This window comes from Mesorhizobium sp. M1C.F.Ca.ET.210.01.1.1, assembly GCF_004791585.1.
Lineage (GTDB): Bacteria > Pseudomonadota > Alphaproteobacteria > Rhizobiales > Rhizobiaceae > Mesorhizobium.
Genome location: NZ_SRUU01000006.1, coordinates 182,670 through 209,551 on the forward strand (window position 1 = coordinate 182,670; position 26,882 = coordinate 209,551).

At 64.7% G+C, this 26,882-nt stretch carries 24 protein-coding genes and 2 pseudogenes; 21 read left to right on the plus strand and 5 right to left on the minus strand.

Annotated features, from left to right (window positions below; genetic code table 11):
- Window positions 1-169: 169 nt before the first annotated feature.
- The 5 genes and pseudogenes from EN853_RS09335 to EN853_RS09355 all read left to right on the plus strand — a co-directional run bounded on the left by EN853_RS09335 (window position 170) and on the right by EN853_RS09355 (window position 7,080).
- Window positions 170-4,240, plus strand: a complete 4,071-nt coding sequence (locus tag EN853_RS09335) for a Pls/PosA family non-ribosomal peptide synthetase (RefSeq protein ID WP_127859379.1) — start codon at window positions 170-172, stop codon at window positions 4,238-4,240.
- The gene (locus EN853_RS09340) at window positions 4,237-4,707 is read left to right on the plus strand and encodes a GNAT family N-acetyltransferase (protein ID WP_245516878.1); all 471 of its coding nucleotides are present in this window, start codon (window positions 4,237-4,239) and stop codon (window positions 4,705-4,707) included. Before EN853_RS09335 ends, EN853_RS09340 begins: the two co-directional genes overlap by 4 nt.
- A gap of 42 nt (window positions 4,708-4,749) precedes the next feature.
- On the plus strand, window positions 4,750-5,358 hold the full coding sequence (locus EN853_RS09345) for a 4'-phosphopantetheinyl transferase superfamily protein (protein ID WP_245516879.1): 609 nt from the start codon (window positions 4,750-4,752) through the stop codon (window positions 5,356-5,358).
- Between the two features lie 21 nt (window positions 5,359-5,379).
- Window positions 5,380-5,748, plus strand: a pseudogene (locus tag EN853_RS34520) (FAD-binding dehydrogenase); the annotation flags it as partial.
- 135 nt (window positions 5,749-5,883) lie between these two features.
- The gene (locus EN853_RS09355) at window positions 5,884-7,080 is read left to right on the plus strand and encodes a caspase domain-containing protein (protein ID WP_127859378.1); all 1,197 of its coding nucleotides are present in this window, start codon (window positions 5,884-5,886) and stop codon (window positions 7,078-7,080) included.
- Between the two features lie 98 nt (window positions 7,081-7,178).
- Here EN853_RS09355 and EN853_RS09360 read toward each other — a convergent pair whose 3' ends face one another.
- Complete coding sequence (locus EN853_RS09360) at window positions 7,179-7,544, minus strand: VOC family protein (protein WP_127859377.1); 366 nt, start codon at window positions 7,542-7,544, stop codon at window positions 7,179-7,181.
- Window positions 7,545-7,690: 146 nt separating this feature from the next.
- Between EN853_RS09360 and EN853_RS09365 the strand changes: the two genes are divergently transcribed.
- The 12 genes from EN853_RS09365 to nuoB all read left to right on the plus strand — a co-directional run bounded on the left by EN853_RS09365 (window position 7,691) and on the right by nuoB (window position 18,615).
- Window positions 7,691-8,011, plus strand: coding sequence for a hypothetical protein (locus EN853_RS09365; RefSeq protein ID WP_245516880.1), 321 nt, complete (start codon window positions 7,691-7,693; stop codon window positions 8,009-8,011).
- Between the two features lie 46 nt (window positions 8,012-8,057).
- Entirely contained in the window at window positions 8,058-8,945 is an 888-nt protein-coding gene (locus tag EN853_RS09370) for an RNA polymerase sigma factor (protein ID WP_127859376.1), read from the plus strand.
- Between the two features lie 169 nt (window positions 8,946-9,114).
- Window positions 9,115-9,687 carry a TetR/AcrR family transcriptional regulator gene (locus tag EN853_RS09375; protein WP_127859375.1) on the plus strand — a complete coding sequence of 191 codons (573 nt, stop codon included), beginning with the start codon at window positions 9,115-9,117 and terminating at the stop codon, window positions 9,685-9,687.
- A gap of 76 nt (window positions 9,688-9,763) precedes the next feature.
- The gene (locus EN853_RS09380) at window positions 9,764-10,591 is read left to right on the plus strand and encodes an SDR family oxidoreductase (protein ID WP_127859374.1); all 828 of its coding nucleotides are present in this window, start codon (window positions 9,764-9,766) and stop codon (window positions 10,589-10,591) included.
- 255 nt (window positions 10,592-10,846) lie between these two features.
- Window positions 10,847-10,987: a hypothetical protein gene (locus EN853_RS33885; protein ID WP_167524428.1), complete on the plus strand. Its 141-nt coding sequence runs from the start codon at window positions 10,847-10,849 to the stop codon at window positions 10,985-10,987.
- 154 nt (window positions 10,988-11,141) lie between these two features.
- On the plus strand, window positions 11,142-11,447 hold the full coding sequence (locus EN853_RS09385; RefSeq protein ID WP_127859373.1) for a helix-turn-helix transcriptional regulator: 306 nt from the start codon (window positions 11,142-11,144) through the stop codon (window positions 11,445-11,447).
- Entirely contained in the window at window positions 11,447-13,462 is a 2,016-nt protein-coding gene (gene hyfB, locus EN853_RS09390; RefSeq protein WP_167524438.1) for a hydrogenase 4 subunit B, read from the plus strand. Before EN853_RS09385 ends, hyfB begins: the two co-directional genes overlap by 1 nt.
- Complete coding sequence (locus EN853_RS09395) at window positions 13,453-14,409, plus strand: NADH-quinone oxidoreductase subunit H (protein WP_127859371.1); 957 nt, start codon at window positions 13,453-13,455, stop codon at window positions 14,407-14,409. The genes hyfB and EN853_RS09395 overlap by 10 nt, the downstream gene beginning before the upstream one ends.
- On the plus strand, window positions 14,409-15,071 hold the full coding sequence (locus EN853_RS09400; protein WP_059186827.1) for a hypothetical protein: 663 nt from the start codon (window positions 14,409-14,411) through the stop codon (window positions 15,069-15,071). Before EN853_RS09395 ends, EN853_RS09400 begins: the two co-directional genes overlap by 1 nt.
- Window positions 15,068-16,519, plus strand: coding sequence for a hydrogenase 4 subunit F (locus EN853_RS09405; RefSeq protein ID WP_127859370.1), 1,452 nt, complete (start codon window positions 15,068-15,070; stop codon window positions 16,517-16,519). Before EN853_RS09400 ends, EN853_RS09405 begins: the two co-directional genes overlap by 4 nt.
- 20 nt (window positions 16,520-16,539) lie before the next feature.
- Complete coding sequence (locus EN853_RS09410; protein WP_127859546.1) at window positions 16,540-18,063, plus strand: NADH-quinone oxidoreductase subunit C; 1,524 nt, start codon at window positions 16,540-16,542, stop codon at window positions 18,061-18,063.
- 12 nt (window positions 18,064-18,075) lie between these two features.
- Window positions 18,076-18,615 carry an NADH-quinone oxidoreductase subunit NuoB gene (nuoB, locus tag EN853_RS09415; RefSeq protein ID WP_127859369.1) on the plus strand — a complete coding sequence of 180 codons (540 nt, stop codon included), beginning with the start codon at window positions 18,076-18,078 and terminating at the stop codon, window positions 18,613-18,615.
- A 20-nt stretch (window positions 18,616-18,635) separates the two neighbouring features.
- Here the strand turns inward: nuoB and EN853_RS09420 are convergent, their stop codons facing one another.
- The 3 genes from EN853_RS09420 to EN853_RS09430 are packed head-to-tail and all read right to left on the minus strand — an operon-like array spanning window position 18,636 to window position 21,271.
- Complete coding sequence (locus EN853_RS09420; RefSeq protein WP_127859368.1) at window positions 18,636-19,532, minus strand: NAD(+)/NADH kinase; 897 nt, start codon at window positions 19,530-19,532, stop codon at window positions 18,636-18,638.
- Between the two features lie 10 nt (window positions 19,533-19,542).
- Window positions 19,543-20,526, minus strand: coding sequence for an SPFH domain-containing protein (locus tag EN853_RS09425; RefSeq protein WP_127859367.1), 984 nt, complete (start codon window positions 20,524-20,526; stop codon window positions 19,543-19,545).
- Window positions 20,527-20,539: 13 nt separating this feature from the next.
- On the minus strand, window positions 20,540-21,271 hold the full coding sequence (locus tag EN853_RS09430; RefSeq protein WP_127859366.1) for an NUDIX domain-containing protein: 732 nt from the start codon (window positions 21,269-21,271) through the stop codon (window positions 20,540-20,542).
- Between the two features lie 286 nt (window positions 21,272-21,557).
- Here EN853_RS09430 and EN853_RS09435 point away from each other — a divergent pair, with 286 nt between their 5' ends.
- Complete coding sequence (locus tag EN853_RS09435; protein WP_127859365.1) at window positions 21,558-21,917, plus strand: VOC family protein; 360 nt, start codon at window positions 21,558-21,560, stop codon at window positions 21,915-21,917.
- Window positions 21,918-22,025: 108 nt separating this feature from the next.
- Here EN853_RS09435 and EN853_RS09440 read toward each other — a convergent pair whose 3' ends face one another.
- On the minus strand, window positions 22,026-22,931 hold the full coding sequence (locus EN853_RS09440; protein WP_127859364.1) for a LysR substrate-binding domain-containing protein: 906 nt from the start codon (window positions 22,929-22,931) through the stop codon (window positions 22,026-22,028).
- Between the two features lie 207 nt (window positions 22,932-23,138).
- Here EN853_RS09440 and EN853_RS09445 point away from each other — a divergent pair, with 207 nt between their 5' ends.
- From EN853_RS09445 to adhP, 3 genes and pseudogenes are all read left to right on the plus strand, one after another.
- Complete coding sequence (locus EN853_RS09445) at window positions 23,139-24,434, plus strand: FAD-binding oxidoreductase (RefSeq protein WP_245516881.1); 1,296 nt, start codon at window positions 23,139-23,141, stop codon at window positions 24,432-24,434.
- Between the two features lie 48 nt (window positions 24,435-24,482).
- Window positions 24,483-25,634: an MFS transporter gene (locus EN853_RS09450; RefSeq protein WP_281061499.1), complete on the plus strand. Its 1,152-nt coding sequence runs from the start codon at window positions 24,483-24,485 to the stop codon at window positions 25,632-25,634.
- Window positions 25,635-25,784: 150 nt separating this feature from the next.
- Window positions 25,785-26,877: pseudogene (adhP, locus tag EN853_RS09455) on the plus strand (alcohol dehydrogenase AdhP).
- Window positions 26,878-26,882: the final 5 nt, after the last annotated feature.

The window sequence follows — 26,882 nt, forward strand, 5'->3', positions numbered from 1 at the left end:
ATCGGCCATCAGAGCAGCAGCATAGGGCTCGCGGAATTCGGTCCAGCTCCGTTCCGACACGCCCGGCCAAGCCGGTCGGCCACGAGGGGACAACTGGTCCGACATCATCAACTTATTGTCTTTTACAATCACGGCATGTGCGAGCGAATACGAGCTCGCGGGGTCCCCAATGTCTGTCACTGAAGCAACCAAGCCCATCCGGCAAAACTCCCGCCTGGCCAAGGCAACGGCAGGATCGCCCGCCCGCCACCAGATCCTCATCGGCGCCGATTTCATCCAAAAGGGCGAGCCGCATGAGCGGCTCGACCGCTTCTTCGGCGATCTGGCGAGCCGTTTCGATGCCGCGCCGGCGGTCATTTCCCACGGCCGGCCCTGGTCCTATCGCGAGCTGAACAACCGCGCCAACCAGTTTGCGCATCTGTTGATCGAGCGCGGCGTGAAGCCGGGCGACAGGATCGGCCTTCTGCTGGACCGCTCCGCCGAAACCTATATCGCCATGCTGGCGGTGCTGAAGGCCGGGGCGGCTTTCGTGCCGCTCGCCACCGCGTTCCCCGAAGATCGCATGGTGATGATCATCGAGGACGCCAATGTCACGATGGTGATCAGCGTCTCCGGCTATGCGGCGCGCGTGGCGCGCCTGCCGGTTCCGCATATCTCGATCGACTCCGCGGAATCAGAAATCGCGCTTCAGCCGGAAACGGCGCCCTTGCCGGATACCAGCCAGGATCAGACCTGCTACATCCTTTACACGTCGGGCACCACGGGCAAGCCGAAGGGTGTCGTCATCACCCATCAGAGCTTCTGCAACTTCATCCGCGTCGCCGCGGCGTCCTACGGCTACCGGCCCGGCGACCGGGTGTACCAAGGCATGACCATCGCCTTCGACTTCTCCTCGGAGGAGATCTGGGTGCCGTTCGCCGCCGGCGCGACCGTCGTGCCGGCGGCCGGCCAGCAGCCTCTCGTGGGCGAGGAGCTGGCCGGTTTCCTGCGCGATCATGACATCACGTGCATGGCGTGCAGCCCGACGCTGCTGTCGTCGATCGAGAGCGACGCGCCAAGCCTGCGCGCGATCCTAGTCGGCGGCGAGGCCTGCTCGCACAAGCTCGTGGTCCGCTGGGCCAAGCCCGGCCGCCAGATCCTGAACACCTATGGCCCGACGGAAGCGACCGTCACCGCGACCATGGCCTTGCTGACGCCAGACGAACCGGTGACGATCGGCCGGCCGCTGCCTACCTATTCGATAGCCATTCTCGACCCGAAAAAGCCGCAGGTGCTCAGCGGCGATGAGCTCGGCGAAATCTGCATCGGCGGCATGGGCGTGGCGGTCGGCTATCTCAACCGGCCGGAACTGACCGACGAGAAATTCATCCCTGATTTCATCGGCGTGCCGAACAATCCAAGCGGCCGTATCTATCGAACGGGAGACCTTGGCCGCATCAACGACAAAGGCGAGATCGAATATCACGGCCGCATCGACACACAGGTGAAGATCCGCGGCTATCGCATCGAGCTGGGCGAGATCGAGGCCGTGCTGCTGGATCAGCCGGGCATCGCGCAAGCGGCGGTCACGACATGGGAGATCGAACCCGAACGCACGGAGCTGGTCGGCTACTACGCACGCAAGAGCGGCGCGGAGGCAGTGGATCGCACAATGCTCGTGCAGGAGCTGAAGCGACGGCTGCCCGACTACATGGTTCCGGCCTATCTGGAACAGTTGCCCGCCATCCCGATGACGGTCTCTAACAAGGTCGACCTGCGGAAATTGCCGAAGCCGACCAGCGCGCGCGTCGCCGCCGGCCATGCGATGATCGACCCCCGCAACGAGGACGAGAAGTTTCTCGTCGACACGCTGGCGGACGTGCTGAAATTCGAGGACATCTCCATCGAGGACCACTTCTTCGACGATCTCGGCGCGAACTCGCTTTTGATGGCCCGGTTCTGCGCGCGCATCCGTTCCCGCACGACCTGGTCTACGACCTCCATGCGCGACATCTACCTGCACCCCACGGTCGCGAAGCTCGCCGATCACCTGCGCGCGCCGCAGATGGCTGCGGTTGCCGCAAGCGAGCCCATGCTGACGCATCGCGCCTCCAACCTTGCCTATTGGGGGACGGGGTTCGGCCAGCTGCTGTTTTACGCGGTCTACAGCTATGTCGCGCTGTGGGTGATCAATGACGGCCTCAACTGGGTCTATGACGCGCTTGACGACCCGCTGCTCCTCTATCTGCGCTGCGTTCTTCTATCCGCCGGCGTGTTCTTCGGGCTCAGCGGCTTCGCCATCGTCGCCAAATGGCTGCTGGTCGGCCGCTGGAAGGCCGAGACGTTCCCGATCTGGGGCTGGCGGTACTATCGCTTCTGGATCGTCAAGACGCTGGTCCGCTCGGCGCCGGTCGTCCTGTTCCGCGGCAGCCCGCTCTACAGCCTCTATCTGCGCCTGCTCGGCGCGCGGCTCGGCAATCGCACGGTCATCGAATGCCGCTCGGTTCCGGTCTGCACCGACTTGATCACGATCGGCGACAACTCGATCCTGCGCAAGGATTCGATGATCCTCGGCTTCCGCGCCCAGGCCGGCTACATCCATACCGGCGCCGTCGACATCGGCAACGACGCTTTCATCGGCGTCGGCTCGACCCTGGACATCGACACGCGCATGGGCAACGGCGCGCAGCTCGGCCACGCCTCCTCGCTGCATCGCGGACAGGTCATTCCGGCCGGCGAACGGTGGCACGGATCGCCGGCGATCCCGACCGAGGCGAACTATTGCACGGTCCCCAATGTCCCGCTGTCGAGGGTGCGCCGGTTCATCTACGAGGCGATCCAGCTCTTCATCCTCTTCGCTGTTGTCACGCCGTTCCCGCTCCTGTTCCACACCTACTGGGAAAATGTCGGCGACGACTACCAGGAGACCATCGGCATCGTGGCGATCGGCACCACGGTCACGGTGGCGGGCTTCATCATCGGCGGCGTGCTGTTGGCGGCGATCGTGCCGCGGCTGTTCAACCTGATGCTGAAGCCCGGCCGAAACTATTCGCTCTACGGCTTTCACTACTGGCTGCAATCGATGCTGGAGCTGGTCAGCAACGTGCGGCTGCTGAACGTCCTGTTCGGCGACAGCTCGGCCGTCGTCTACTATCTGCGCGCCATCGGCTGGCGGCTGAACAAGGTGGATCAGACCGGCTCGAACTTCGGCACCAACCAGCGGCACGAGAATCCGCAACTGAGCGAGATCGGCTCGCATACGATGGTGTCCGACGGCCTGTTCATGGTCAACATGCAGAAGTCGGCCAACTCTTTCCGCCTCGAGCACACGCGGGTCGGCGAACGCAACTTCTTCGGCAACAACATCATCTATTCACCGGATTCGCGCACGGGCGACAATGTCCTGCTCGGCACGAAGGTCCATGTCCCGGTGGATGGCCCCGTCCGGGAAAATGTCGGGCTGCTGGGCTCGCCGCCCTTCGAAATCCCACGGATGGTCAATCGCGACAAGGAACTTCTCGGACTGATTTCCGACAGGGAGCGCCACCGCCGCCTGCCGCTGAAGAACCTCCACAATCTGGTGACCGCGCTGCTGTTCGTGGCCGCGCAATGGCTGATCCTGTTCCTGACGCTCGCCATCTGGGACCGGGCGCTGAACTACTATAGCGAGTGGGCTCAGACCGCCCTGTTCGTGGCGGTGGTGCTGACCTCGGTCATCGCAATTCCGTTCTACATCTTCCTCGAACGTGTCAGCCTCGGTTTCCGCCGGCTGAAGCCGCGAATGGCCACGATCTACGACCCTGTCTTCTGGCGGCACGAGCGCCATTGGAAATTGTCGGATTCACCGATCATGGGCCTGTTCACCGGTACCCCGTTCAGGCCGCTCATCCTGCGGCTGATCGGTGTGAAGGTCGGGCGGCGCCTCTATGACGGAGGAAGCATCATAACCGAACGGTCGCTGGTGGAGATCGGCGACGACGTGACGCTCAACGAGGGCTGCGTCATCCAGGCGCACTCGCTGGAGGAAGGGGCATTCAAGTCCGACTACATCCGCATCGGCGACGGCTGCACGCTCGCGCCGGCCGCCTTCGTCCACTACGCGGTGGTGATGGGCAAGGGATCCGTCGCGGATGTCGACTGCTTCGTGATGAAGGGCGAAGTGCTGGAACCGAACACGATCTGGCGGGGCAACCCGGCGAAGCTCTATGGCGTCGTGACGCCGATCGATGCCGGCGCGATCAAGATTGGGCAGGAACGGTGACGCCTGCCGCATGGACGCGCGACCCGTCGGTGGTCCTGGAACCCGTCGGCGAGGGTAACCGGCGGGCGGTCCAGGAGCTAGAGCTGCTGCCTGAGCAGCAAGACTTTGTCGCCTCCAATGCCGACTCGCTTGAAGAAGCCGAAGAGGACGACGAAGCCATTGCCCGCGCCGTCGTCGCGGCCGGACACGTCGTCGGATTCCTGATGTACAGCGCCCCGGACGACGATGACGAGGCAACCATCTACCGCTTCATGATCGACCGCCGCGAGCAGGGCAAGGGCCTGGGCCGTGCCGCGGTCGCCAAAGTGCTGGAACAGATTGCGCGCCTTGGCCATATCCACCGCGTTGCGATTTGCTACGAGCCGAACAATGAGGCCGCTCGTCGCCTTTATGCCGGCTTCGGTTTCGTGGAGCAGGGATTTGACGAGGACGACGACATGATCGCCGTGCTTGAATTGAGCCGATAGCGCGTGCACGCCCGGTCGGACAGCACGCTGCTTGCCATCGCCGTGGATCGGGCGCTGGTCAGCTTTGCGCCACCCGGTCTGCTGACCGGCTGCCGTCGCATTGAGATGGGGGATGAACGATATCTCGTGCCGGCGGAACGCGCCTCAATCGCCACACGCGAGCACAAAGCCCGCGCTGCCAGCGGAGCGGGCCGCAGGATCGCGCACGAATTGCTGGGACGTTTGGGCTCTGCCGATATCGCGGTGTCGCGCGGCGGCTTGGGAAATCCGATTTGGCCGCCGGGCACCGTCGGTTCGATCGCGCATGACGACGAGATGGCCGTGGCGGTCGCCGCGCGCACGGATGCGATGAGAAGCGTCGGCGTCGACATCGAGCCTGCCTTGCCATTGCCTGCCGACCTGCGGCCCATGGTGGCCGCGCCGCAAGACCGCCTGGGCGATCTCGACCCGGGCATCGGCAGCCGCATTCTGTTTGCCGCCAAGGAAGCGGTCTACAAGGCGTCGTTTCCGCTCGACGGCCGCGTGCTGGGCTTTGAGGACATCGCCGTCGATTTCGAATCGGGCGAAGCCGTCACGTCATCCGGCCGGCGGCTGACGGTGCGTTTCACCGTCTCCCCAAGAATCCTGACGCTGGCTTATCCGGCGCGCTGAGAGTTCCCGCCGAGGCGCGTCGCCCTGTCGGGCTCCGAGCAGGACCCGGACCTCTGGGAAGAAGCTGGCTGCAGGTGCTGGGCCGCGCCACGTCGGGCATTCCCGACCTGGTGAAGGCGTTCACGGAAAAGGGCGAGGATTTCATGTCGAGGCCGAGTTGCGAAGGTCGGTGGCTCGCATGAACGCGCTGGCCGGGGGCGAGCTGTTGCTCGATGCGGCGCAGGTCTGAGCGTGAGATCCGCGCCCGCGACATGCAGCTCGACGGCGCGGCGCGGCGCGCGCACCTAACTCGGCGACAAGCTGATCCGCACGGCCAAGCCGCACAAGATGCTCGATCAGGCGAACGGCCCGCTGATTGCGCTGCGTCTCAATATCCTCGCCCGCAAGACGTGACGATGCGCGGAGACTCCTACGGGGCCGCCTCCGGCAACTTTGGACACTTTCCTTAAGCAAGACCGCCTCATGCCGTGGGTACCCACGCGCTTTAACAGATGCTAATATTCTCCGTTACTCGGGAACGTCGCAATGTCCAAGATTTGCTTGTTGTGCGCGTGCCTTCTTTTTCTGGCCGGCTTGTCGACACCGGCTGCCTCTGAAGCCCAAATAGGTCAACGCAGCCACAGATATGCACTTGTGATCGGCAACTCCGCCTACCGCTATGCGCCATCGCTCCCTAACGGGGTGAATGACGCCAAAGCGATCGCTCAGGTTTTGCGAGAGACAGGTTTTGAGGTCACCCTCGGATTGGACGCTGAGGCATCAACGTTCAGGCAACTCATCGGAAAATTCAGGCGAAACTTGCAGCCGGGTGACGTCTCCCTTTTTTACTACGCAGGACACGGGCTCCAAGCGAACGGCGAAAACTACTTATTGCCTGTTGATGCCGCCCTTCAACGTCCCGCCGACTTGGCTCTGGAGGCTGAGCGCCTGCAAGACATTATCGCCGTCATGACGGCCGAGGAAAATACCGCAATCGTCCTTCTCGATGCCTGCCGGGACAATCCTTTCGTCAAACAATTGAGTGGACAGGGTCAAAGTCGCGGCCTTGCCATAGGGAAGGGGCTGGGAGCCCTGGATGCTGGCAGGGGAGTCTTTATCGGCTTTGCAACACAGCCCGGCAACGTCGCCCTCGATGGGGCCGTCAATCATAGCCCGTTTGCAGACTCTCTCGTGAAGCGCATAAAAACTCCTTCGATCGACATTGAAATCCTTATGCGTCGCGTCCGGTTGGACGTCATGAACGCCACCTCTGGGAAGCAGGTGCCCTGGAGCAACTCATCCCTGGTGGAGCCGGGGTTCTCATTCAACCCAGATGCCGCGTCTAGTCAGTCTCCGGCAGAACCCTATCAGCCACACATCAACACGGCGACGGAGCTCGAATTTTGGAAATCGATCGAGGATACATCCGATGTCTCGATGTATCGCGCCTATCTAGCGGCATTTCCGAATGGGGCATTCATCGAAATTGCAAAGAGCCGAATTGCCAAGTTCGAAGCACCTGCGCCGCTACGCAAAAAAATCCTGCCGAAGAAAGTCAGTCGCAAACCGCTAACCTCGTTGCCTGTCAATGAACCCTCCGCCAATCGTTCGGCGGAAACGACCGCACCTGCTAAACCAGAATCCATTGGCCGATGCAGGGATGGCAACAAAGAGAGATGTCGCCAGAGATGCCGTGAGGGCGCAAGGCGTGCCTGTCGTAAGCTGCAACAGCTAGGGGGTTAACAACGCCGACGACCGCCTCATGGGGCGACTGAGGGCGCGTCGCGGCGGGCGTGGTTGACCCGCGATCCGACGACACGATGTGAGGGTATGCCGCCAAACTATCTGCTGGCAAGCATCATGCGGTTGCCTTCGCTGTCGCGGAATTCGGCCACGGTGCGGCCCGGCTGCCACGGCGCTTCCTGCGGTTCCGTCACGATCTCGACGCCTTTGGCCTTGAGCGACGCGCCCGTTGCCTCGACATCATCGTCGACCAGGACGAGCACCGACTCGGCGCTCGGTACCGCATTGGCGCGCCTGATGAAATGCAGATTGGTGACCGCGAAGGGAAAAGCCACCTCGACCCAGCGCCAGCCACCATCGCCCATCGGGTGATCGGCAATGACCTGGCACGCAAGGTTTTCGGTATAGAACGCCTTGGCGCGGTCCTGGTCAGCTACGGGCAATTCGGCAAACTGGATATGCACAATGTCTCTCCTCATCGCGGCCGCGGGCGCGGCCTCTACGCGTCAAAGACGTTTGCCCCGAGCAAAAAGATTCGCGAGCCGATGAGAATCTTTTCGGCGGCACGAAGCGTCTTGCTCACGTGGATACGTCAAACAGGAGACGACAAATGAACTGCAACCTTATCCGCTACGGCGTGAAGGACACCAGCATCGCCGAGAACCGGGAGATGGTGGCAAAGGTGTTCGAGGCGCTCGATGAAGCGAAGCCGCAATCGGTCCGCTATCTTGTCCTCGAACTGGAGAACGGCGAATTCGTCCATCTCGTCGGCTATGACAAGGACAGTTCGGAACTGACAGGGCTCGAAGCGTTCAAGGCCTTCGTGGCCGATCACGCCGGGCGGCGCTCGACACCGCTGGCCAGGTCGCCGGCGAAGGTCATCGGCAACTATCATATGCTGTCGAATGCCGACGAGGCCGTGCCGGCCTGACCGGCGTGGTATGGCCCAGTAGCGGCGGATGCGAGAAACGAGAACGATGAGCACAGCGAAATTCGACCGGATGGCGCTTGAAGCGATGCTCGTCAGCCTGCGTCCTAGACTGCACCGCTACGCCGCCCGCATGGCCGGCTCGACGGTCGAGGGCGAGGACATCGTGCAGGAGGCGGTGGTGAAGGCGCTTGCTGCGCATGACGGCGGCGCCACGGTCGAGCGTCCCGAACAATGGCTGTTCCGCATCGCCCACAATGCGGCGCAGGATCATCTGCGCCGCCGCCAGCGGGAGCGCTCGCGCATGAGCGAGGCCGACATGACCGGAATAGAGGACCTCTCCGCCGGCGCGGAGACGCGGCTTGCGGCGGCGACCAGCCTGCGCAGCTTCATGCAGCTTACACTGGCGCAGCGCAGCGCGGTGATCCTGGTCGATGTGCTCGGCCTCAACTTGCATGAGACCTGCGAGGTGACGGGCGCGACGCTTGCCGCCACCAAGGCGGCACTGCATCGCGGCCGAGCCGAGCTGAAGGCACTGTCATCGGCGCCGGACGACGTGGCTATCCCGAAGCTCTATCCGGAAGAAGAACGCCGGCTGCGCCGCTACATCGATCTCTTCAACGGCCGCGACTTCGATGGCGTCAAGGCGCTGATTGCCGAAGACATCCAACTCGACGTCGTCAACCGCATCCGCCTGCGCGGCAAGAGGGAGGCCTCGACCTACTTCGGCAACTACGACCGCGTCAGCGACTGGGCGCTGTCGCTCGGCTTCGTCGACGGTCAGCCGGCGATCCTGATCAACAACCCGCAGGCGGACGATGCTGTGCGCGGCTTCGTGCTGATCGACTGGCGCGGCGATGAGGCAGTCCGCATCCGCGATTTCCGCTATGCGCCTTATTGCGTTGCCGATGCAGACATCCGCTTCGTTGCAGATTGAGCCGAGGTGGTGCGAGCAGGTGCCGCACAGCGCTTGCTGACAGGGATCGGCAGGCGCTTACCGGGGGGCATCCTTGGGCCGCCCCATGGATACGACAGACGTCTAGCTCTCGCTCCTCGCCGTCGATTCCCTCTTTTTAACGAAAAATAGTTCGGCTATTGTGACGACCATGAAGCTCAAGGACGAGAAAAAACTGGATGCCGTTATTGCCGCGACCTGTCGCCTGGCGGCTGAGCGCGGGCTGTTCGGCCTGACCCTGGCCGAAATCGCCAAGGCGGCCGGCATCGGCACCAGCACACTCTATGTCTATTTCGCCGACAAGGAGGCGCTGTTCAACGAGGTCTTCCGCCGCGCCAAGCGCGACGCGGTGGATTTCTATGGCGGCGAAGTCGACGCCACGGCGCCGCTCAAGGCAAGAGTGCGCAGCGTATGGGCCAGAATGCTTGATCATCGCCTGCGTCGGCACGACGAGGTCAGCTTCATGGAGCAATTTGTCGGCTCTTCCTTCATGAGCGATGAGACCCGCGACTACAGCTCGCGGCTCAGCGACGGGCTGATGCAGATCGTCACCGAGGGACAGGGAGCGGAGCTGCTAAAAGATGTGCCGGCACCTTTCCTGACCTCGCTGTTCATCGGCTCGGTCCGCGAGACGGCGCGGCTGATTCGCGCGGGGGCGATCACCGACACGGACGAAAGCCGTGCCATAGCCTTCCAGCTTTGTTGGGATGGCATCCGGTCCTGACCATCTTTTTTGCTTGTTAAGCGAATAAATTTTCGGTAATGATTGGCGAATAAATTTTCGCCAAAGGAGCAATGTCATGTCTGTTGAAGGTTCTCCCGTCGTCCTGATCACCGGTGCCTCGACCGGAATCGGCCACGCCGCCGCGCATCTCTTCGCCGAACGCGGCTGGCGCGTCGCCGCCACCATGCGGAACCCTTCCGCCAGCGCTGCGCCGGCGCAAGATCAGCACGTTGCGGTGCTGCCGCTCGACGTTACCGATCCTGCTTCGGTCAAGACGGCGGTTGCGGCGACGTTGGAGCAATTCGGCCGGATCGATGTCGTCGTCAACAATGCCGGCTATGGTCTGTTCGGCCCGTTCGAAACAGCGAGCGACGAACAGATTCGCCTGCAGTTTGCCACCAATGTCGATGGCGTCTTCGCCGTGACCCGCGAGGTCCTGCCGGCAATGCGGCGTCAGGGCAGCGGCACGATCATCAATGTCGCCTCGCTTGGCGGTCTGATAACTCTTCCCTTTTTCTCCCTCTATCATGCGACCAAATTCGCAGTGGTCGGCTTCACCGAGTCCTTGTCCTTCGAACTCGCGCCGCTCGGCATCCGCGCCAAGGTCATCGCGCCGGGCGGGGTGGCCACCGATTTCGCAGGTCGATCGCTCGCACAGACATTCGCAGAGGGTGAGCATGCCTATGGCAACACCCTGTCCAAGGTCATGGCGGCAATGACCGCGCGACGCGGCAATTATTCCAGCCCCAAGTCAATCACCGAGACCATTTTCACGGCGGCGACCGACGGCACCGGCCGGGTTCTGTATCTCGCCGGTCCCGATGCCGAACAGGCCTTCGCACTGCGCCAAAGCTTGTCGGAGGCGGAAAGGCTGGAAATGGTCAGGCAACATTCCGGCCTGTGACGGGCGCTCGCCGCCTCCCATGACGTGCCAACCGAGCGCTGGGCTCGGCCATAGTCGCCGGCGCCGGAGCCCAGCGATCGCTCCCACCGAGAATCGCGGTTTTCTACGATGGTAGTGGCCATGGCAGATGCGCGTGGGTTCGAGGTGATCATCTACGGCATCCTTGGCCATAGGGCCGGCTGATCGCCGCGCGTCTGCTGAAGACCCATGGTGCTTCCGGCAATCTGGCCGGGCCATGGCCGAGCGCAGCGCGGCTTGATTGACGCCCCAGCGGCGGTGAAGACGCTGCAGGCACGTGACGGCGGCGCAACGCTCGAACGGCCCGAGCAGCTCTGCGGCGCTCGCGCGCACGCGCTGCCATGCGCCGGCTTCGCGATGGCTCGCACCACCCTCTGAGTATCCCATGGCTCCCGCCCGCAAAGAACACAGATCGCGCCATGCATTGCCATCAAGATAGATGTTTGAGACATCAATCCTTGACGATAGAACCTTTTAATGTATGCTGTAGCGTGTAGACCTCATATCTCAGAACTGATCAAAAGAGTCGCCGGTGATAACCGCACCGCAGTTGCGCGCCGCCAGATCGCTGCTTGGCATCGACCAGCGCCGGCTTGCCGAATTGTCCGGCCTGTCGGTGCCGACGATCCAGCGCATGGAGGCCAGCGGCTCGATCATCCGGGGCAATGTCGATTCGCTGATGAAGCTGATCGCCGCGCTTGAGGTGGCCGGCATCGAATTGATCGGAGAAGGCACGGTCAGCCAGGGCGGCGGTCGCGGCGTGCGGCTGAAGGTCGGTTTCGGCTCGGCCAGGGCATCCGATGCCGACGATGCCGGGTCCGGCGGGAGCCTGCCGTGATCTCGACCATTGCCCTTTTGCTATGCGGTCCTGCGGCATTCCTGGCAACAGCCATACTGGCCGGAACCGTCGGCCGGCGCGCCTCGGCGACGCGCCTTGTCTATGGCGCGGCGCTCGCCATTTCGATCGCCCTGCTCGTAATCGTCGCAGGGCATCTCGCGGGCAGTCCAGGCGCGGTATCCACCATCACCTTGCCGCTGGGGCTGCCGTGGACCGGCGCCCGATTCCGCCTCGACAGCCTGTCGGCGTTCTTTCTCGTCGTCGTCAACCTGGGCGGCACCGTCACCAGCCTCTATGCCCTCGGCTACGGGCGGCACGAACTCCAGCCGCATCGCGTGCTGCCGTTCTATCCGGCCTTCCTCGCCGGCATGAACCTCGTCGTGCTGGCCGACGACGCCTTCAGCTTCCTGTTGTCCTGGGAATTCATGTCGCTCGCTTCCTGGGCGCTGGTCATGGCGCATCACCGCGACGAGGCGAACAGGCGGGCCGGCTACATCTATCTGGTGATGGCAAGCTTCGGCACGCTGGCGCTGCTGCTTGCCTTCGGCCTGCTGGCCGGACCAGCGGGAAACTATGCGTTCGACGCGATGCGGGCGGCAGAGCCAGGCCCGCTCGCCGCCGGCGCGGTGCTTGCCCTCATGCTGCTCGGCGCCGGCTCCAAGGCCGGCCTCGTGCCGCTGCACGCCTGGCTGCCGCTTGCCCATCCGGCGGCGCCAAGCCACGTCTCGGCGCTGATGAGCGGCATCATGACGAAGGTCGCCATCTATGGCTTCATCCGCGTCGTGTTCGACCTGCTAGGCGCGCCGGCTTGGTGGTCGGGCGTCGTCGTCCTTCTTATAGGCGGCCTGACGGCGGTCCTCGGCATCCTCCACGCGCTGATGGAAAAAGACCTCAAGCGGCTGCTTGCTTACTCGACCATCGAGAACATCGGCGTCGTCTTTGTCAGCCTGGGCCTGGCGCTTGCCTTCAAGGCGAACGCCATGCCGTCGGCCGCGGCGCTGGCCTTCACCGCCGCGCTCTTCCACGTGCTGAACCATTCCTTCTTCAAGAGCCTGCTGTTTTTCGGCGCCGGCGCCGTGCTGACGGCGACCGGCGAACGCGACATGGAGAGGCTGGGCGGCCTCATCCATCGCATGCCGTTGACCAGCTTCGTTTTCCTCGTCGGCTGCGTCTCGATCTCGGCGCTGCCGCCCTTCAACGGCTTCGCCTCCGAATGGCTGGCCTTCCAGGCCATATTGCAGAGCCCCGACCTGCCGCAATGGGGGCTGAAGGTGATCGTGCCTGCCGTCGGCGGCATGCTGGCGCTGGCGGCGGCGCTTGCCGCGGCGTGCTTCGTCAAGGCATTCGGCATCACCTTCCTCGGCCGGGCGCGATCGACGGTGGTGGAAGAGGCGCATGAGGTCGACCGCTGGTCGCTCGCGGCGATGGCCGTGCTTGCCGTCTTGTGCCTGCTCGCCGGGATTCTGCCGGGCTTCGTCATCGACAGCCTGTCGCCGGTGACGCTTACGCTCATCGGCGACCGGATGCCGGTGCAGACAGCCGATCCCTGGCTGTCGATCGTGCCGATCGCCGAGAGCCGCAGCTCCTACAACGGCCTCTTGGTGTTCGTCTTCATCACCATCTCGGCATCGCTCGCGGCCTTCGTCATCCACCGCTTCGCCTCGCATGCGCTGCGCCGCGGCCCGGCATGGGGATGCGGCTTCGCGGACGCCGCGCCCGCCGCGCAATACACGGCCGTCAGCTTCGCGCAACCAATCCGCCGAGTCTTCGGCAGCTTCGCCTTCCGCGCTCGGGAAACGGTGGAAATGCCGGCGCCGGGCGCGCTGGAACCGGCGCGCCTCAAGCTGGACATGCACGACGTGGCCTGGGAGACGTTCTACCAGCCGATCTCCGGGGCGATCGACTATGCCACCGAACGGCTGAACCACCTGCAATTCCTGACCATCCGCCGCTATCTGACGCTGGTCTTCCTCTATCTCGTCATCCTGCTTCTGGTGCTTGCGCTATGGCCGTGATCTTCGAGCTGGCCGTGCAGGGCGCGCAGATGCTGCTGGTGCTTTTGCTGGCGCCGCTGCTGATCGGCTTCGTGCGCAAGGTGAAGGCGAGGCTGGTCAGGCGGCAGGGACCTTCGCTGATCCAGCCCTATCGCGATCTGATCCGGCTGATGCGCAAGGAGGTGGTGCTGGCGGACAACGCATCCTGGCTGTTTCGCGTGACGCCCTACCTGATCTTCGCCGCCACCTGGGTCGCGGCGGCGCTGGTTCCGACATTCGCCGCCGGCCTCCAGTTCAGCTGGACCGCCGATCTCATCGTCATCGTCGCGCTGCTCGGCAGCGCGCGCTTCTTCCAGGCGCTGGCCGGAATGGACGTCGGCACCAGCTTCGGCGGCATCGGCGCCAGCCGCGAGGTGATGATTGCTTCGCTGGCCGAACCCGCGATGCTGCTCATCGTGTTCAGCCTGGCGCTGGTGGCCGGCGCCACGCAGCTTTCGACGGTCGCCGCCTTCATGAGCTCGTCCGAGGTCGGGCTGCGCGTGTCGCTCGGCATGTCGCTGATCGCCCTGGTGATGGTGGCGATCGCCGAGAACGCGCGCATCCCGGTCGACAACCCCGCCACGCATCTGGAGCTCACCATGGTGCATGAGGCGATGATCCTGGAATACTCCGGCCGCCATCTGGCGATGATCGAGCTCGCAACCTTCCTCAAGCTGCTGCTCTATGTGTCGCTGATCTCCTGCGTCTTCCTGCCGTGGGGGCTGGCGAGCGTCGGGGCGGGGCCGGAAGCGCTGGCCTTCGGGGCCGCCGCCTATCTCGGCAAGCTTGCGGTCCTTGCCGTCCTGCTCGCCGTGTTCGAGACGGCGGTCGCCAAGATGCGCGTCTTCCGCGTGCCGGACTTCCTCGGCGCGGCGCTGATGCTGGCGCTGCTCGGCACCCTCCTGCTGTTCGTCTCACGGAGCCTGTGATGAACGGTCTCACCTTCGACATCGCCCATCTGCTCGCCGGCAGCCTGGTGCTGGTCTCCTTCATGATGCTCTACCAGGACCGGCTGTTCGCGCTGATCAACGTCTTTGCGCTCCATGCCGTCGTGCTTGCGCTCTCGGTGGCCTGGCAGGCCTATATCCAGGACGCGCATCATCTCTACATCACCGCTGCAATAGCGCTTGTCTTCAAGGCGATCGTCATCCCCGTCGGGCTGCATCGCATCATCCAGCGGCTCGGCATCCACCGCGATATCGAGACCGCCGTCGGCATCGGCCCGACCATGCTCGCGGGCATCGGGCTGGTGACGCTCTCCATGGTGCTGATGCTGAGGGTGACCCCCGAGGCCGATCCGCTCGCCCGCGAAGACCTCGCCTTCGCGCTGTCGATCATCTTGCTGGGGCTGCTGGTGATGGTCACGAGGCGCAACGCCGTCAGCCAGGTCGTCGGCTTCATGTCGCTGGAAAACGGGCTGGTGCTGGCCGCCACCGGCGCCAAGGGCATGCCGCTGGTGGTCGAGATCAGCGTCGCCTTCTCGATCCTGATCGCCTTCATCGTCATCGGCGTCTTCCTGTTCCGCATCCGGGAGCGGTTCGATTCGGTCGATGTCGGCGCCCTCGACGACTATCGCGGAGAGCGCCGATGACCGCCTTCTCCTTCGATGCCGTGGCCGCGATCCTTTTGATCCCCGCGGCCGCCGCGGCCATTCTGGCGGCACTGCCGAACTACAAGATGACGGCAATCGTGAACGTCATCGCCAGCCTGCTCACGTTGCTCGCCGCGCTGTCGCTGTTCGTCACCGAGCGGCCGGCGCCGGGGCAATATCTCATTGTCGACGACCTCAACATCGTCTTCATCGTGCTCAACACATTCGTCGGCTTCACCACCAGCGTGTTCAGCGCATCCTATATCGCGCATGAGCTGGAGACCGGCCGTCTGACCGCGCCGAACCTGCGTTTCTACCACGCGATGTACCAGATCATGATGTTCGGCATGAACCTGGCCTTCGTGTCGAACAATATCGGCCTGATGTGGGTCGCGGTGGAGCTCGCCACGCTGACCACCGTGCTGATGGTCGGCATCTACCGCACCCATGAAGCACTGGAGGCGGCCTGGAAATATTTCATCCTCGGCAGCGTCGGCATCGCGCTCGCCTTGTTCGGCACCATCCTCGTCTACATGGCCGCGCAGCCGGTGGTCGGCGAGGGTACCAATGCCATGGTCTGGTCGGTGCTGATCGAAAAGGCGGCTCATTTCGACCCGGCCCTGCTCAGCGTCGCCTTCATCTTCCTGCTGCTCGGCTACGGAACCAAGGTGGGCCTCGCGCCGCTGCATGCCTGGCTGCCCGATGCGCATGCCGAAGGCCCGACGCCGATCTCGGCGGTACTTTCGGGCCTGCTGCTCAACGTCGCGCTCTACGCCGTGTTGCGCTTCAAGCTCCTGCTCACTGCCAGCCCGGAGGCGATCGGCCCGGGACCGCTGATGGTCACGATGGGACTGACCTCGCTGATCTTCGCGGCCTTCATGCTCTATCGCCGCCGCGACATCAAACGCCTGTTCGCCTATTCCTCGATCGAGCATATGGGCATCATCGTCTTCGCCTTCGGCATGGGCGGCCCGCTCGCCAACTTCGCCGGCCTGCTGCACATGGTCATGCACAGCCTGACCAAGTCGGCGATCTTCTTCGCTGTCGGTCATATCGCGCAGGTCAAAGGCACGCAGAAGATCTCCGAGATCAGGGGGCTGACCGAAAGCCATCCCGGGCTTGGCTGGGCGCTGGTCATCGGCGTCGTGGCCATCGCCGGCCTGCCGCCGCTCGGCATCTTCATGAGCGAATTCCTGGTCGTCAGCTCGACCTTCGCCAGGCATCCGTGGCTGGCGATCCCGCTGGTGTTCGGGCTGCTGATCGCCTTCGGCGCGCTGTTGCTGCGGCTGACCGGCCTCGCCTTCGGCGAACCGCGCGGCGGCACGGCGCCGGTCGAGGCGTCCTACGTGCCGATGTACTCGCACCTCGCTCTGGTGTTTGCCGCCGGCGTCTATCTGCCGGCGCCGCTGGTCGCGTGGTTCCAGCATGTCGCTGGCATCCTGGGGTGAGCCTGATGAGCAGGAAAACCATGCCCGTCCTCAGCGATCTCATCGACGCCGGCCGCCGGATCGAGCATCACGCCCCCTGGCCGCGCGCGCTGGTGAGCCCCAAGGCCTGGAGCCTTGCCGTCGAGCAGCTCGCCTATGGCCGCTGGAGCCTGGTCGGCCTTTGGGGCGAGCCGGACAGAGTGCACATGACGCTTCTTGACGAGGCGCGCGACATCGGCGTCATCAGCCTCGACTGCCGCGGCGGCCGCTACCCGTCGGTCGGCCAGCATCATCCGCCGGCCTTGCGGCTGGAACGCGCCGCTGCCGATCTCTTCGGGCTCGCGCCGCAGGGCCTCCCCGACACCCGCCGCTGGCTCGACCACGGCCGATGGGGCGTGAGCCACCCGCTGGCGGCGCGGCCCGGCGGGCCGGCGGCTGCGTCCTCCTACCGGTTCCTCCCGGCCGAGGGCGAGAGCCTGCACCAGATCCCGGTCGGGCCGGTGCATGCCGGCATCATCGAGCCGGGCCATTTCCGCTTCACGGCCAGCGGCGAGACGGTGGTGCGGCTGGAGGAGCGGCTGGGCTATGTGCACAAGGGCATCGAAGGCCTGATGGCCGGCGCGCCGGTCGAGCAGGCCGCCAGGCTGGCGGGCAGGACATCCGGCGACAGCACGGTCGCCTATTCGCTTGCCTTTGCCCGCGCCGTGGAAGCGGCGCTCGGCGTCACGCCGCCGCCGCGCGCAATATGGCTGCGGGCGCTGATGGCCGAGCTGGAGCGCCTGGCCAATCACCTCGGCGATATCGGCGCCATCTGCAACGACGCCGCCTTTGCGATCATGCATGCGCATTGCGGCGTGCTGCGCGAACGCGTGTTGCGCGCCGCCGATGCGGCTTTCGGCCATCGCCTGATGCGCGACCGCATCGTGCCCGGCGGCGCGGCAAGCGATCTGAACGAGACGGGGACCGGCTCCATCCGGTCGCTTGTCGCGGAGATCAGGCAGCGCTTTCCGCATCTGGTCGAGCTCTACGACAACACAGCATCGCTGCAGGACCGGACCGTCGCCACCGGTCGGGTCAAGGTCGAGCTCGCCAGGCAATATGCCGCCGGCGGCTATGTTGGCCGCGCCTCCGGCCGCGATTTCGATGCGCGGCGCACACCGGGCTACGCGCCCTACGACCAGCTCGCCTTCGATGTGCCGGTGCTGCAGGAGGGCGACGTCAACGCCCGCGTCTGGATCCGCGTGCGCGAGGTCGAGCAGAGCCTGTCGCTCGTCGACCAGATTCTCGGGCGGCTGCCCGCCGGCCCGATCCGCGCCGAGGTCGCCGCGGCGGACAATGCCGCGGACGGGCCGCGCGAGGGCATGGCGCTGGCCGAGGGGTTTCGCGGCGACATCCTGGCCTGGCTGCGCCTCGGCGCGGACGGCACGATCGAGCGCTGCCACCTGCGCGATCCGTCATGGTTCCAGTGGCCGCTCCTGGAAGCGGCGATCGAAGGCAACATCGTCGCCGACTTCCCGCTCTGCAACAAATCGTTCAACTGCTCCTATTCCGGCCATGATCTCTGAAGGCCTGCCGTCATGCGCAAGCTCCTCTTCGAAAGCCTGATCCGCCCGCCGCTGACCGAGCGCCCGCCGCGATCGAGCGACGCGGCGGTGGACGAGCTGGCGCGGGCCCTCGACGGCATCGCCCGCAAGAGACTGGGCCGGAGCCTATCGATCCGGGCGATCGACGCCGGTTCCTGCAATGGCTGCGAGCTCGAGATGCATGCGCTCAACAACGCCTTCTACGACATCGAGCGCTTCGGCTTCCGTTTCGTCGCCTCGCCGCGCCACGCCGACGTGCTGATGGTCACCGGGCCGGTCACCAAGAACATGCGCGAGGCGCTGAAGCGGACCTGGGACGCGACCCCCAACCCGAAATGGGTGGTCGCTCTCGGCGGCTGCGCCAAGGACGGCGGCTGCTTCGCCGGCAGCTATGCCGTGGTCGGCGGCGTGTCGGAGGTGGTGCCCGTAGACCTGCATATCCCGGGCTGCCCGCCGCCGCCGATCGAAATCCTGAAGGGATTGATCGCGCTGCTCGACGGGGCGAATGGGAAGGCCGGCGCTTCCAAAGGGTGAGTGGCGATCGGCCGTCCCGCCTACTGATCGACAACCAGCCGCAGCGCGCGTGACGCCGGCGACAGTTGCGCCTGCCTGCCCCAGTCGAAGGCGATGAAATCCTGCTCGATGCCGTCGGCGAAGATCACGCCGCCCTCATTCATGCGCGAGGTGATGAAGAGCGGGTTTTCCGTGATCTTGCCGGCGCGCAATTTTGTGGCCGTGGCAATGCTCGGAAAAGGCTCGCGCACCCAAAAACCGACCGCATGCTCTTCGCAGCCGAGCGACAGTTCCAGATGCGTCGCCTCCATGATCGAGCGCGCCCAGCCGGTCGCGCCGGTGCCGGAGGCAACGATGAGGCCGCTGGAGGAATGGTCCTCTGTCTTGCCTTCCACTTCGATCTTGTAGCGGGCCGACTGGTGGCTGCGATGGCCAACGAAGATCTCGTTGAGCGCGAGAAGTATCTCGCCGCCGTCGAGTTCCGCCTGGACCATGGTGCGCGCTTCCATCCCGGCCTCGCCGGCGATGCTGGCGACAAGCAGCCTGGCCAGCCGGTCGACGCCGATCCGCACCAGCACACCGTCATAGAGGTCCGGCGCCGGATTGACACCCAGCACCGGCTGGCCATTGAGATATTTGGCGACGTTGGCCACCAGTCCGTCCTGCCCGACGGCGACAACGACGTCGTCGGGCGCGAACAGGAAGCGGTTGAGGTCGGCACGCGTCACCAGGGTCTGCCGCCAGTCGGCCGGCACCGCGGCGCGGGCGGTGCGGAGCACCGCGTGGAAACGTTCGTGCCGAGCCTCGACATCCTGGAGCCGCTGGCCGCGCGTCTCGAGGAAGAAACGGGCCTGACCGCACGTCGCGTGATGTGCGATCAGAAGCTCGTATTCGGTCTCGCGGGTCACGAAGACCGCGCGTGGACGGTTTGCGGCCATGTCCGTTCCCTCAGCGCGCCTCGATCACCGCAGGACCCTTGCGGAACTCACCGAGCATGGTGGCAAGCAGGTCGGGCGTGACGTTGACGTGCTCGATCTTGTCGAGCTTGCCGGCGAGCTGCTGCGCTGCAAGGCCGAGCAGGATAGCGGGGGGCAGGTCGCGGTAGATGGCGATATGCTGCCGTTCTGTCTCGGCCTTCGCGCCTTCGATTGTGCGAATCCGCTCGGCCTCGGCGCCGGCTTCGATCTGCTGCGCTTCGGCCGCGCCCGTGGCGCGGTTGCGGGCGTTCTCGGCTTCCTCGGCGATAAGCAGCTTCTCGCGCCGTGCCAGTTCGGTCTTGTTCGCCAGCTCGTTCTCGGCGATCGCCCGCTCCTTCTCGACAGCCAAAGCGCGGCGCTGGAAGGTCGCCTCGTCGGCCTTCTGTTGCAAGGCCTCGAAGGTCGGCGTCTGCAATGCCCGCTCGAGCTCGCTGGTCGGCGTCAGGTTGGTGAGACGCACGGCAACGGCGGCGACGCCGATGTCGGTCAGCGCGGGATCCGCCGCGACCACTGCCTGCAACCGCTCGCGCAGGGGCGCCGGGCCGGCGTCGAGCAGCGCCCGCACCGGCGCCTGGCCGAGATATTGCTGCACCGCCTGGTTGGCGATGCCGGCGATGCGCGCCTGGATCTTTTCGATCGGCTCGCCGCGCAACTTGCCGTTCCGGAGATCGATGCTGAAGTCGACCCGCTCGGCGAGCTGTGCGGGATCGACCACATGCCAGCCGATCGTGCCCTGCACGGCAACGGTCTGGAAATCCTGGCTGCGGCCCTTGACGAACAGTGTCATCTCGCGGTCGTCCATCGGCAGTTCGGCAATGCTGGCGGTTTCGGGCACGAACCAGAACACCAGGCCGAGGCCGCTCTCGATCGCCCGGCCGTTGCGGTAGCGAATGACGTGGCTGCTTGCCTCGCTGCGAAGCTGGGCAACGAAGCCGAAACTGCGGATGGTGGCCATGATGGTTTCTCCCTCAATCTGCCATGTGACGGCGAAAGCGATAGAGCTCGGCCGGGCGAAAGGCAGTGCCCGATTCATAGGCGCCGGTCGCCGCCAGCCAGCCCTTGTCGAGCTGGCGCCGGCGGAAGGCCGGCTTGTTGAGCGCTGTGCCGAGAACGGCCTCGTGCACGTCCTGCAGCTGGCGCAGCGTGAAGAGGTCGGGCAGCAGCGCGAAGGCGACATCGGAATAATCGAGCTTGCCACGGAGCCTGAGCATCGCCATCGCCAGGATTTCGGCATGGTCGAAGGCGAGCGTCAGCGTCTCGTTCTCCGGTGAGAGCACGTCAACCGGCCCGCCGGCCTCTCCGGCCCAGGGCACATGGATCGCGGCCGGCAGCAGCGCCGGCATTGCGCGAAGGGCAGCGTCGAAAGCCTGCTCGGTGAGCAGCGCCAGATAGGCGACGCTGATGATGCGCATGCGCGGGTCGCGGTCGACGGCGCCGAAAGTGTAGAGCTGTTCGAGATGCGCCTCGTCCATGCCGGCCTTCTCGCGCAGCACGCGCGCGGCGGCCGCTTCAAGGGATTCGTCGATGCCGACGAAGCCGCCCGGCAGCGCCCAGCGGCCCGCATGAGGGTGCTGGGCGCGCCTGACAAGCAGAACCGACGGCCGGTTTTCGCGCAAGCCCAGAAGGACCAGATCGACCGTCACCGACGGACGCTGGAAGGCGCCGGGGTCGTATTGGCTGAGGAAATCGGTCTCGTTCATCGCCGAGTCTCGAATCTAATATGCGGATTACATATATCTATAATGAATATATGTCAACAGCGTCGATCTCGTACCCGCTACGGGGGCGCGATAATGCTCGATAGTTGGGAATAGATGGAGGGTACGCCGCTACCGCCGACGCGACCTCCATCGTGCATCCAATGGCGCCACTCGCCTCGACGCCCTCCGGGGGCGCCGAGGCCGCCACTCGAAACGCCGCGGCGGAACGCCACGCAAATTCGTGCGTTGGCACATCAACCTGTCCGGTGAACGAAGGAGCGCGCGCATGGCATCCATCAGATACATTGTGACGGACATAGACAGATCGGTCGAATTCTATCGCGACAAACTCGAGTTCTTGGTGAACATGCACAATCCCGGCAAGTTCGCAGCGCTCAACCGTGGAGATCTGACGCTCTATCTGAGCGCCCCGGGAGCAGGCAGCGGAGGAACCGCCGGCGGCGATCCGGAGCCAGGTGGATGGAGCCGGTTCATGATTATTACAAAGGACTTGGACGGTCTCATCAGCCGGTTGAACGCCGGTGGGGCCGAATTTAAGGGAGCAGTCAGTGAGGCGGGGGCCGGTCGAGCCAGGCTTCTGAAAGATCCTTCGGGCAACCTGATTGAGCTGTTTGAATTCAAGTAGGATAAATGATGCCGCTGACCATCTATTCTGCAGGGATGCGGTGGCGGCAGAGAGTATCGCTTCCCGCGTCCAGCCGAATCCGCCCCCGCGCAGCCGGGTTCGAGAGCCTCATATGACGGTTCTCATCCACGTCAGGAAAGATTCCATCACCGCGGATCGCGGATTGTGGTGCATCCAGACGACGTAGAAACTGTAGCCCGGCAGGGACAATGGATGCGCCTTGACGAGCGTGCCGTTCTCCAGCTCGCGACCGACCACGACGTCACTTAAGATCGCAATGCCCTGCCCGGCGACAACCGCGTCGATCGCGTGCAGTTCCTCGCGAAAGCTCAAATCCCAGGCCTTGTCCGGGATCAGCTCCGGATCGATCGAACGGGCCGTCGCCAGCCATCGGCGCCAGGTGGGCGCGTCCGGATCCCGGTTCATCCAATCAAAATGGATCAACGGATAGCGCAGGAGATCGGCGGCACGCTCAATCGGCCGCCCATCACTTGCCAACAATCGGGGACTGCAAACAGGAAAAAAGGCATCGCGCCACAGCTCTTGCGCTGCAAGGCCCAAAGGCGGGCGACGTGTGTAGCGGATCGCCACATCCGCGGCCCCGGCGCGCAGGTCGAGCACCGCGTCCGTCCCGATGATCTCCAGTGGCACGGTAGGGTTGGCTTCTCGCCATTTCGGCAGCCGGGGCACCAGCCATCGGCTTGCGAAAGCGTTGGGGCTTGTCACCCGCAATGGCGCCTGAAAGTCCGGCTCGGCGACCGCGGCAAGGGAGCCGGCGAGAAGATCAAAGCCGTTGCGCACGATCGGAAACAGCCGCGCTCCCGCACTCGTCAGCACGAGCGGGCGGGGCCGGCGCTGGAACAGCTTCACACCGCATATCTCTTCCAACGAACGGACCTGGTGGCTGATCGCTGTCGGCGTCACGCCGAGCTCGGCCGCTGCTGCCTTGAAGCTGCCGTGCCGGGCAGCTGTCTCGAAGGCCTGCAGAGCGCGGAGCGGCGGGCGGTTCCTCATGCTGGCAGTGTAGATGAATTTTGCTCATCCAGTAGCGAAGAATTTCGCTTTTGCAGAAGGTTGGGCCCTGTGAGACCCTAGCCCTGTTGGAGCCGCGGGGTGACAACGATGGAGAGTCCACGACAGACCGATGTGCTATCGGGCCGACCCCATTCGGTGAGTGGGGCGATAGGGCAGTTGCGGCAAGGCTTGCGGGGCGAGCTGGTAATGCCGACGGACGCGGCCTACGACCAGGCGCGCAGCGTCTGGAACGGGGCGATCGACAAACGCCCTGCAGCGATTGTCTTTTGCGCCAATCCCGATGACGTCGTCCATGCCGTGACCTATGCCAGGTCACGAGGCTGTCTCGTGGCAGTTCGCAGCGGCGGCCACAATGTCGCCGGCCTGTCGGTCTGCGACGATGGGCTGGTGATCGATCTCTCCCGCATGAAGAGGATCGCAGTCGATCCCGAACGCCGCATCGCCAGGGCCGAAGCCGGTCTGACTCTCGGCGAGTTCGACGCAGCCACACAGGCCCACGGTCTTGCGACCACCATGGGCGTCAACAGCGACACCGGCATTGCCGGCCTCACGCTTGGTGGAGGCTTCGGCAAGCTCGGGCGAAAGCATGGTCTGAGCTGTGACAATCTGATCGCGGCTGAAATTGTCACGGCCGACGGACAGCTGTTGCGAACAAGCGCCAGTGAGCATCCCGATCTGTTCTGGGCCTTGCGCGGCGGCGGCGGCAATTTCGGCATCGTGACGGCGTTCGAATACCGGTTGCACCCGCTCGCCCCGGCGCTTCTCGTGGGCTCGGTGCTTCACGCCTACGACCATGCGCGCGAGGCCATGCGGTTTTACGACGAATTTTCCCGCGACGCCCCGGACGAGGTGAGCGTCGACGCCGCGCTCGTCACACTGCCCTCGGGCGACCGTGCCTTCAGCATCTCGGCCTGCTATGTCGGGGCACCCGAAGCGGGCGAACCCGTCATCGCACCGCTGATGAAATTCGGATACCCCATCGAAAGCCGCCTTCAAGCCGTTCCGTATCTCCAGATTCAATCGGCGGGTGATTGCCTCTTTCCACGCGGACGTCGCTACTATTGGAAAGCCCAGTTCCTGCGCGAGATCAGCGATGGTGCGATCGACGCGCTGCTCGACAGCTACGCGAGGGCTCCCAATCACTCGTCCCTGCTGGCTTTCCAACAGGTCGGTGGAGCGATCGCTCGGGTTCCCGCGTCGCACTCGCCCTATGCCAATCGCGATGCGGCCCTTGACTGCTTCCCGATCGCTATCTGGGACGATCCGGTCGATGACGAGGCAAATATCCGCTGGGCACGCGACCTGTGGAATGCGGTCAGGCCGTTCTCCACCGGCGGTGTTTATGCCAACAATCTCGGCGAGGAGGGTGAGGAGCGGGTGCGTGACGCCTATGGCGGAAACTATGCGCGCCTCGCTGCTATCAAGAAGCAATACGATCCGACCAATTTCTTCCGATTGAACCAGAATATCTTGCCTGGATAATTCCAATTCCGTGAGGGAACCGTGCACAGTCGCTGGACGATCCTTGCAGTGCTCTTTGTTGCCCGGGCGGCGATGGCGGTGCAGTTCCAGAGCATCGCGGCCATTGCGCCGGAACTAGGCAAGGACCTGAACGCCAACCTCGCCGATATCGGCGTGCTCATCGGCCTCTACTTCGCGCCGGGCGTTGCGCTCGCGCTTCCCGGCGGCGCGATCGGCAAGCACTTCGGCGACAAGGCGGTCGTGCTCGCAGGCCTGGCGCTGATGCTGGCGGGGGAAATCCTGCTGTGCGCCTCGTCTTCGTGGAGCATGCAGATCACCGGCAGGCTGATCTCCGGCGTGGGCGGCGTCCTGCTGAACGTGTTGATGACCAAGATGGTCGTCGACCGGTTCGCCGGCCGGCAGATCGCCACGGCAATGGCGATCTTTATCAACTCATGGCCGTTGGGCATTGCCCTCACGCTTATCGTGCTGCCGCTGATCCAAGCGGAATTCGGCACGGCCGGGACGCAGATCGCGGTGATGGCACTCATCGCCGCGGCGCTGGCATTGGTCGGGTTTTTCTACCAGCGGCCCGACCAGACCGCCGCTCCGGTTTCGGCCGAAACCTCGCGACTGGCGAAGCCAGCCGCCTGGGCCGTGCTGCTGGCAGGCTCGATATGGGCTTTCTACAATGTCGGCTTCGCCATGATCTTCAGTTTCGCGCCGTCCATGCTGGTCGAACGCGGCTGGTCAACCGCCGCTGCCGGCTCCGCGGTCAGCATCGTGCTGTGGCTCGCCGCGCTGTCCGTTCCAATCGGGGGCTACCTCGCGGATCGCACAGGGAGCCGCAATGCGATGCTGGTGGCCGGCTGCCTCGCCTTCGCGGCATTGGTTCTCGCGCTGTGGCGCGGTTCCGAGACGCTGCCCACCCTGGTTGCTCTCGGCCTGGTCTGCGGCCTGCCGGCCGGGGCGATCATGAGCTTGCCGACACGCGCCCTGACACCGTCGACGCGGGCGGTTGGAATGGGCCTTTTCTACACGGTGTACTACGCCACGATGCTCGTCGCTCCCTGGCTCGGCGGCAAGTTTGCGCTGTGGACAGGCAGCGCCGGCGCAGCCCTCGGCCTTGGCTTGGCCACGCTTCTGGCGTGTCCGATCCTGCTGTGGGAGTTCGAACGTCGGCTGCTCCTGCCGGAGCGGGCGGCACCGCAGGTCATTTGAAGCCCGGCGACAGCCTGGTCCGGCAGTTCGTCGACACGGCCGGCCGCCATCTGGAGTGTCCCTGACGAGCGAACGATGCATGCCTTGACCTCGATCAAGGCATGCCAGCCCCATGGACCTACCTTTGCGGCATTCACAAAGGAGCAGACGATGGCAAAGACGATGAAGGCCGCGGTGGTGCGCAATTTCGGCAAGCCGCTCGCAATTGAGGACGTGCCGGTGCCCGCGCCGGGATTCGGCGAACTGCTTGTCAAGGTGATCGCCTGCGGCGTGTGTCACACGGATCCGCACGCGGCCGAGGGCGACTGGCCAGTGAAGCCGGCGCTGCCTTTCATCCCTGGCCATGAGGTGGTGGGCGTCGTGGCCGCGCTCGGCCCCGACGTGGCCGATTTCAAGGAAGGCGATCCCGTCGGCGTTGCCTGGCTGCATGACGCATGCCTGCGTTGCGAATATTGCGAGACCGGCTGGGAAACGCTGTGCGAGCACCAACACAATACGGGCTACAGCTGCAACGGCGGCTTCGCCGAATATGTCATCGCCTCGGCGGCCTTCGCCGCGCGTCTTCCGGCCGGCGTCGATTTCGCGCAGATGGCTCCGATCCTGTGCGCGGGCGTGACGACCTGCAAGGGCCTGAAGGAGACCGACGCGCGCCCGGGTGAGTGGGTTGTGATCTCCGGTATCGGCGGTCTCGGCCATGTGGCGATCCAGTACGCCAAGGCAATGGGCTTCAAGGTCGCGGCTGTCGACATTGCGGCGGACAAGCTCGCGCTGGCGCGCGCGACCGGAGCGGAGGTGATCATCGACGCCCGTTCGCCAGACGCGGTGGGCGATGTGCTCAAGGCGACCGGCGGCGGCGCGCATGGCGTTCTGGTGACGGCCGTCTCGCCGCCTGCCTTCTCGCAGGCGCTGCGCATGGTGCGCCGCAAGGGCACTGTCGCCCTTGTTGGCCTGCCGCCGGGAGAATTCCCGACCCCGATCTTCGACGTGGGTGCTGAAGCGCATCACACTGCGCGGGTCGATTGTCGGCACGCGACGCGATCTCGACGAGGCCATCGCCTTCGCGGCCGAGGGCAAGGTGAAGGCCGAGATCACCAAGGCGCCGTTGGGCGACATCAATGCGATCTTCGCCAGGCTCAAGGCGGGCAAGATCGACGGTCGCATGGTGCTGGATCTAACCAGCTCCGACACCGCAAGCGCGAGGAAGACCGAAGCGCCAAGTGTAATGGAAGCCGCGGGAGTGTAACTCGT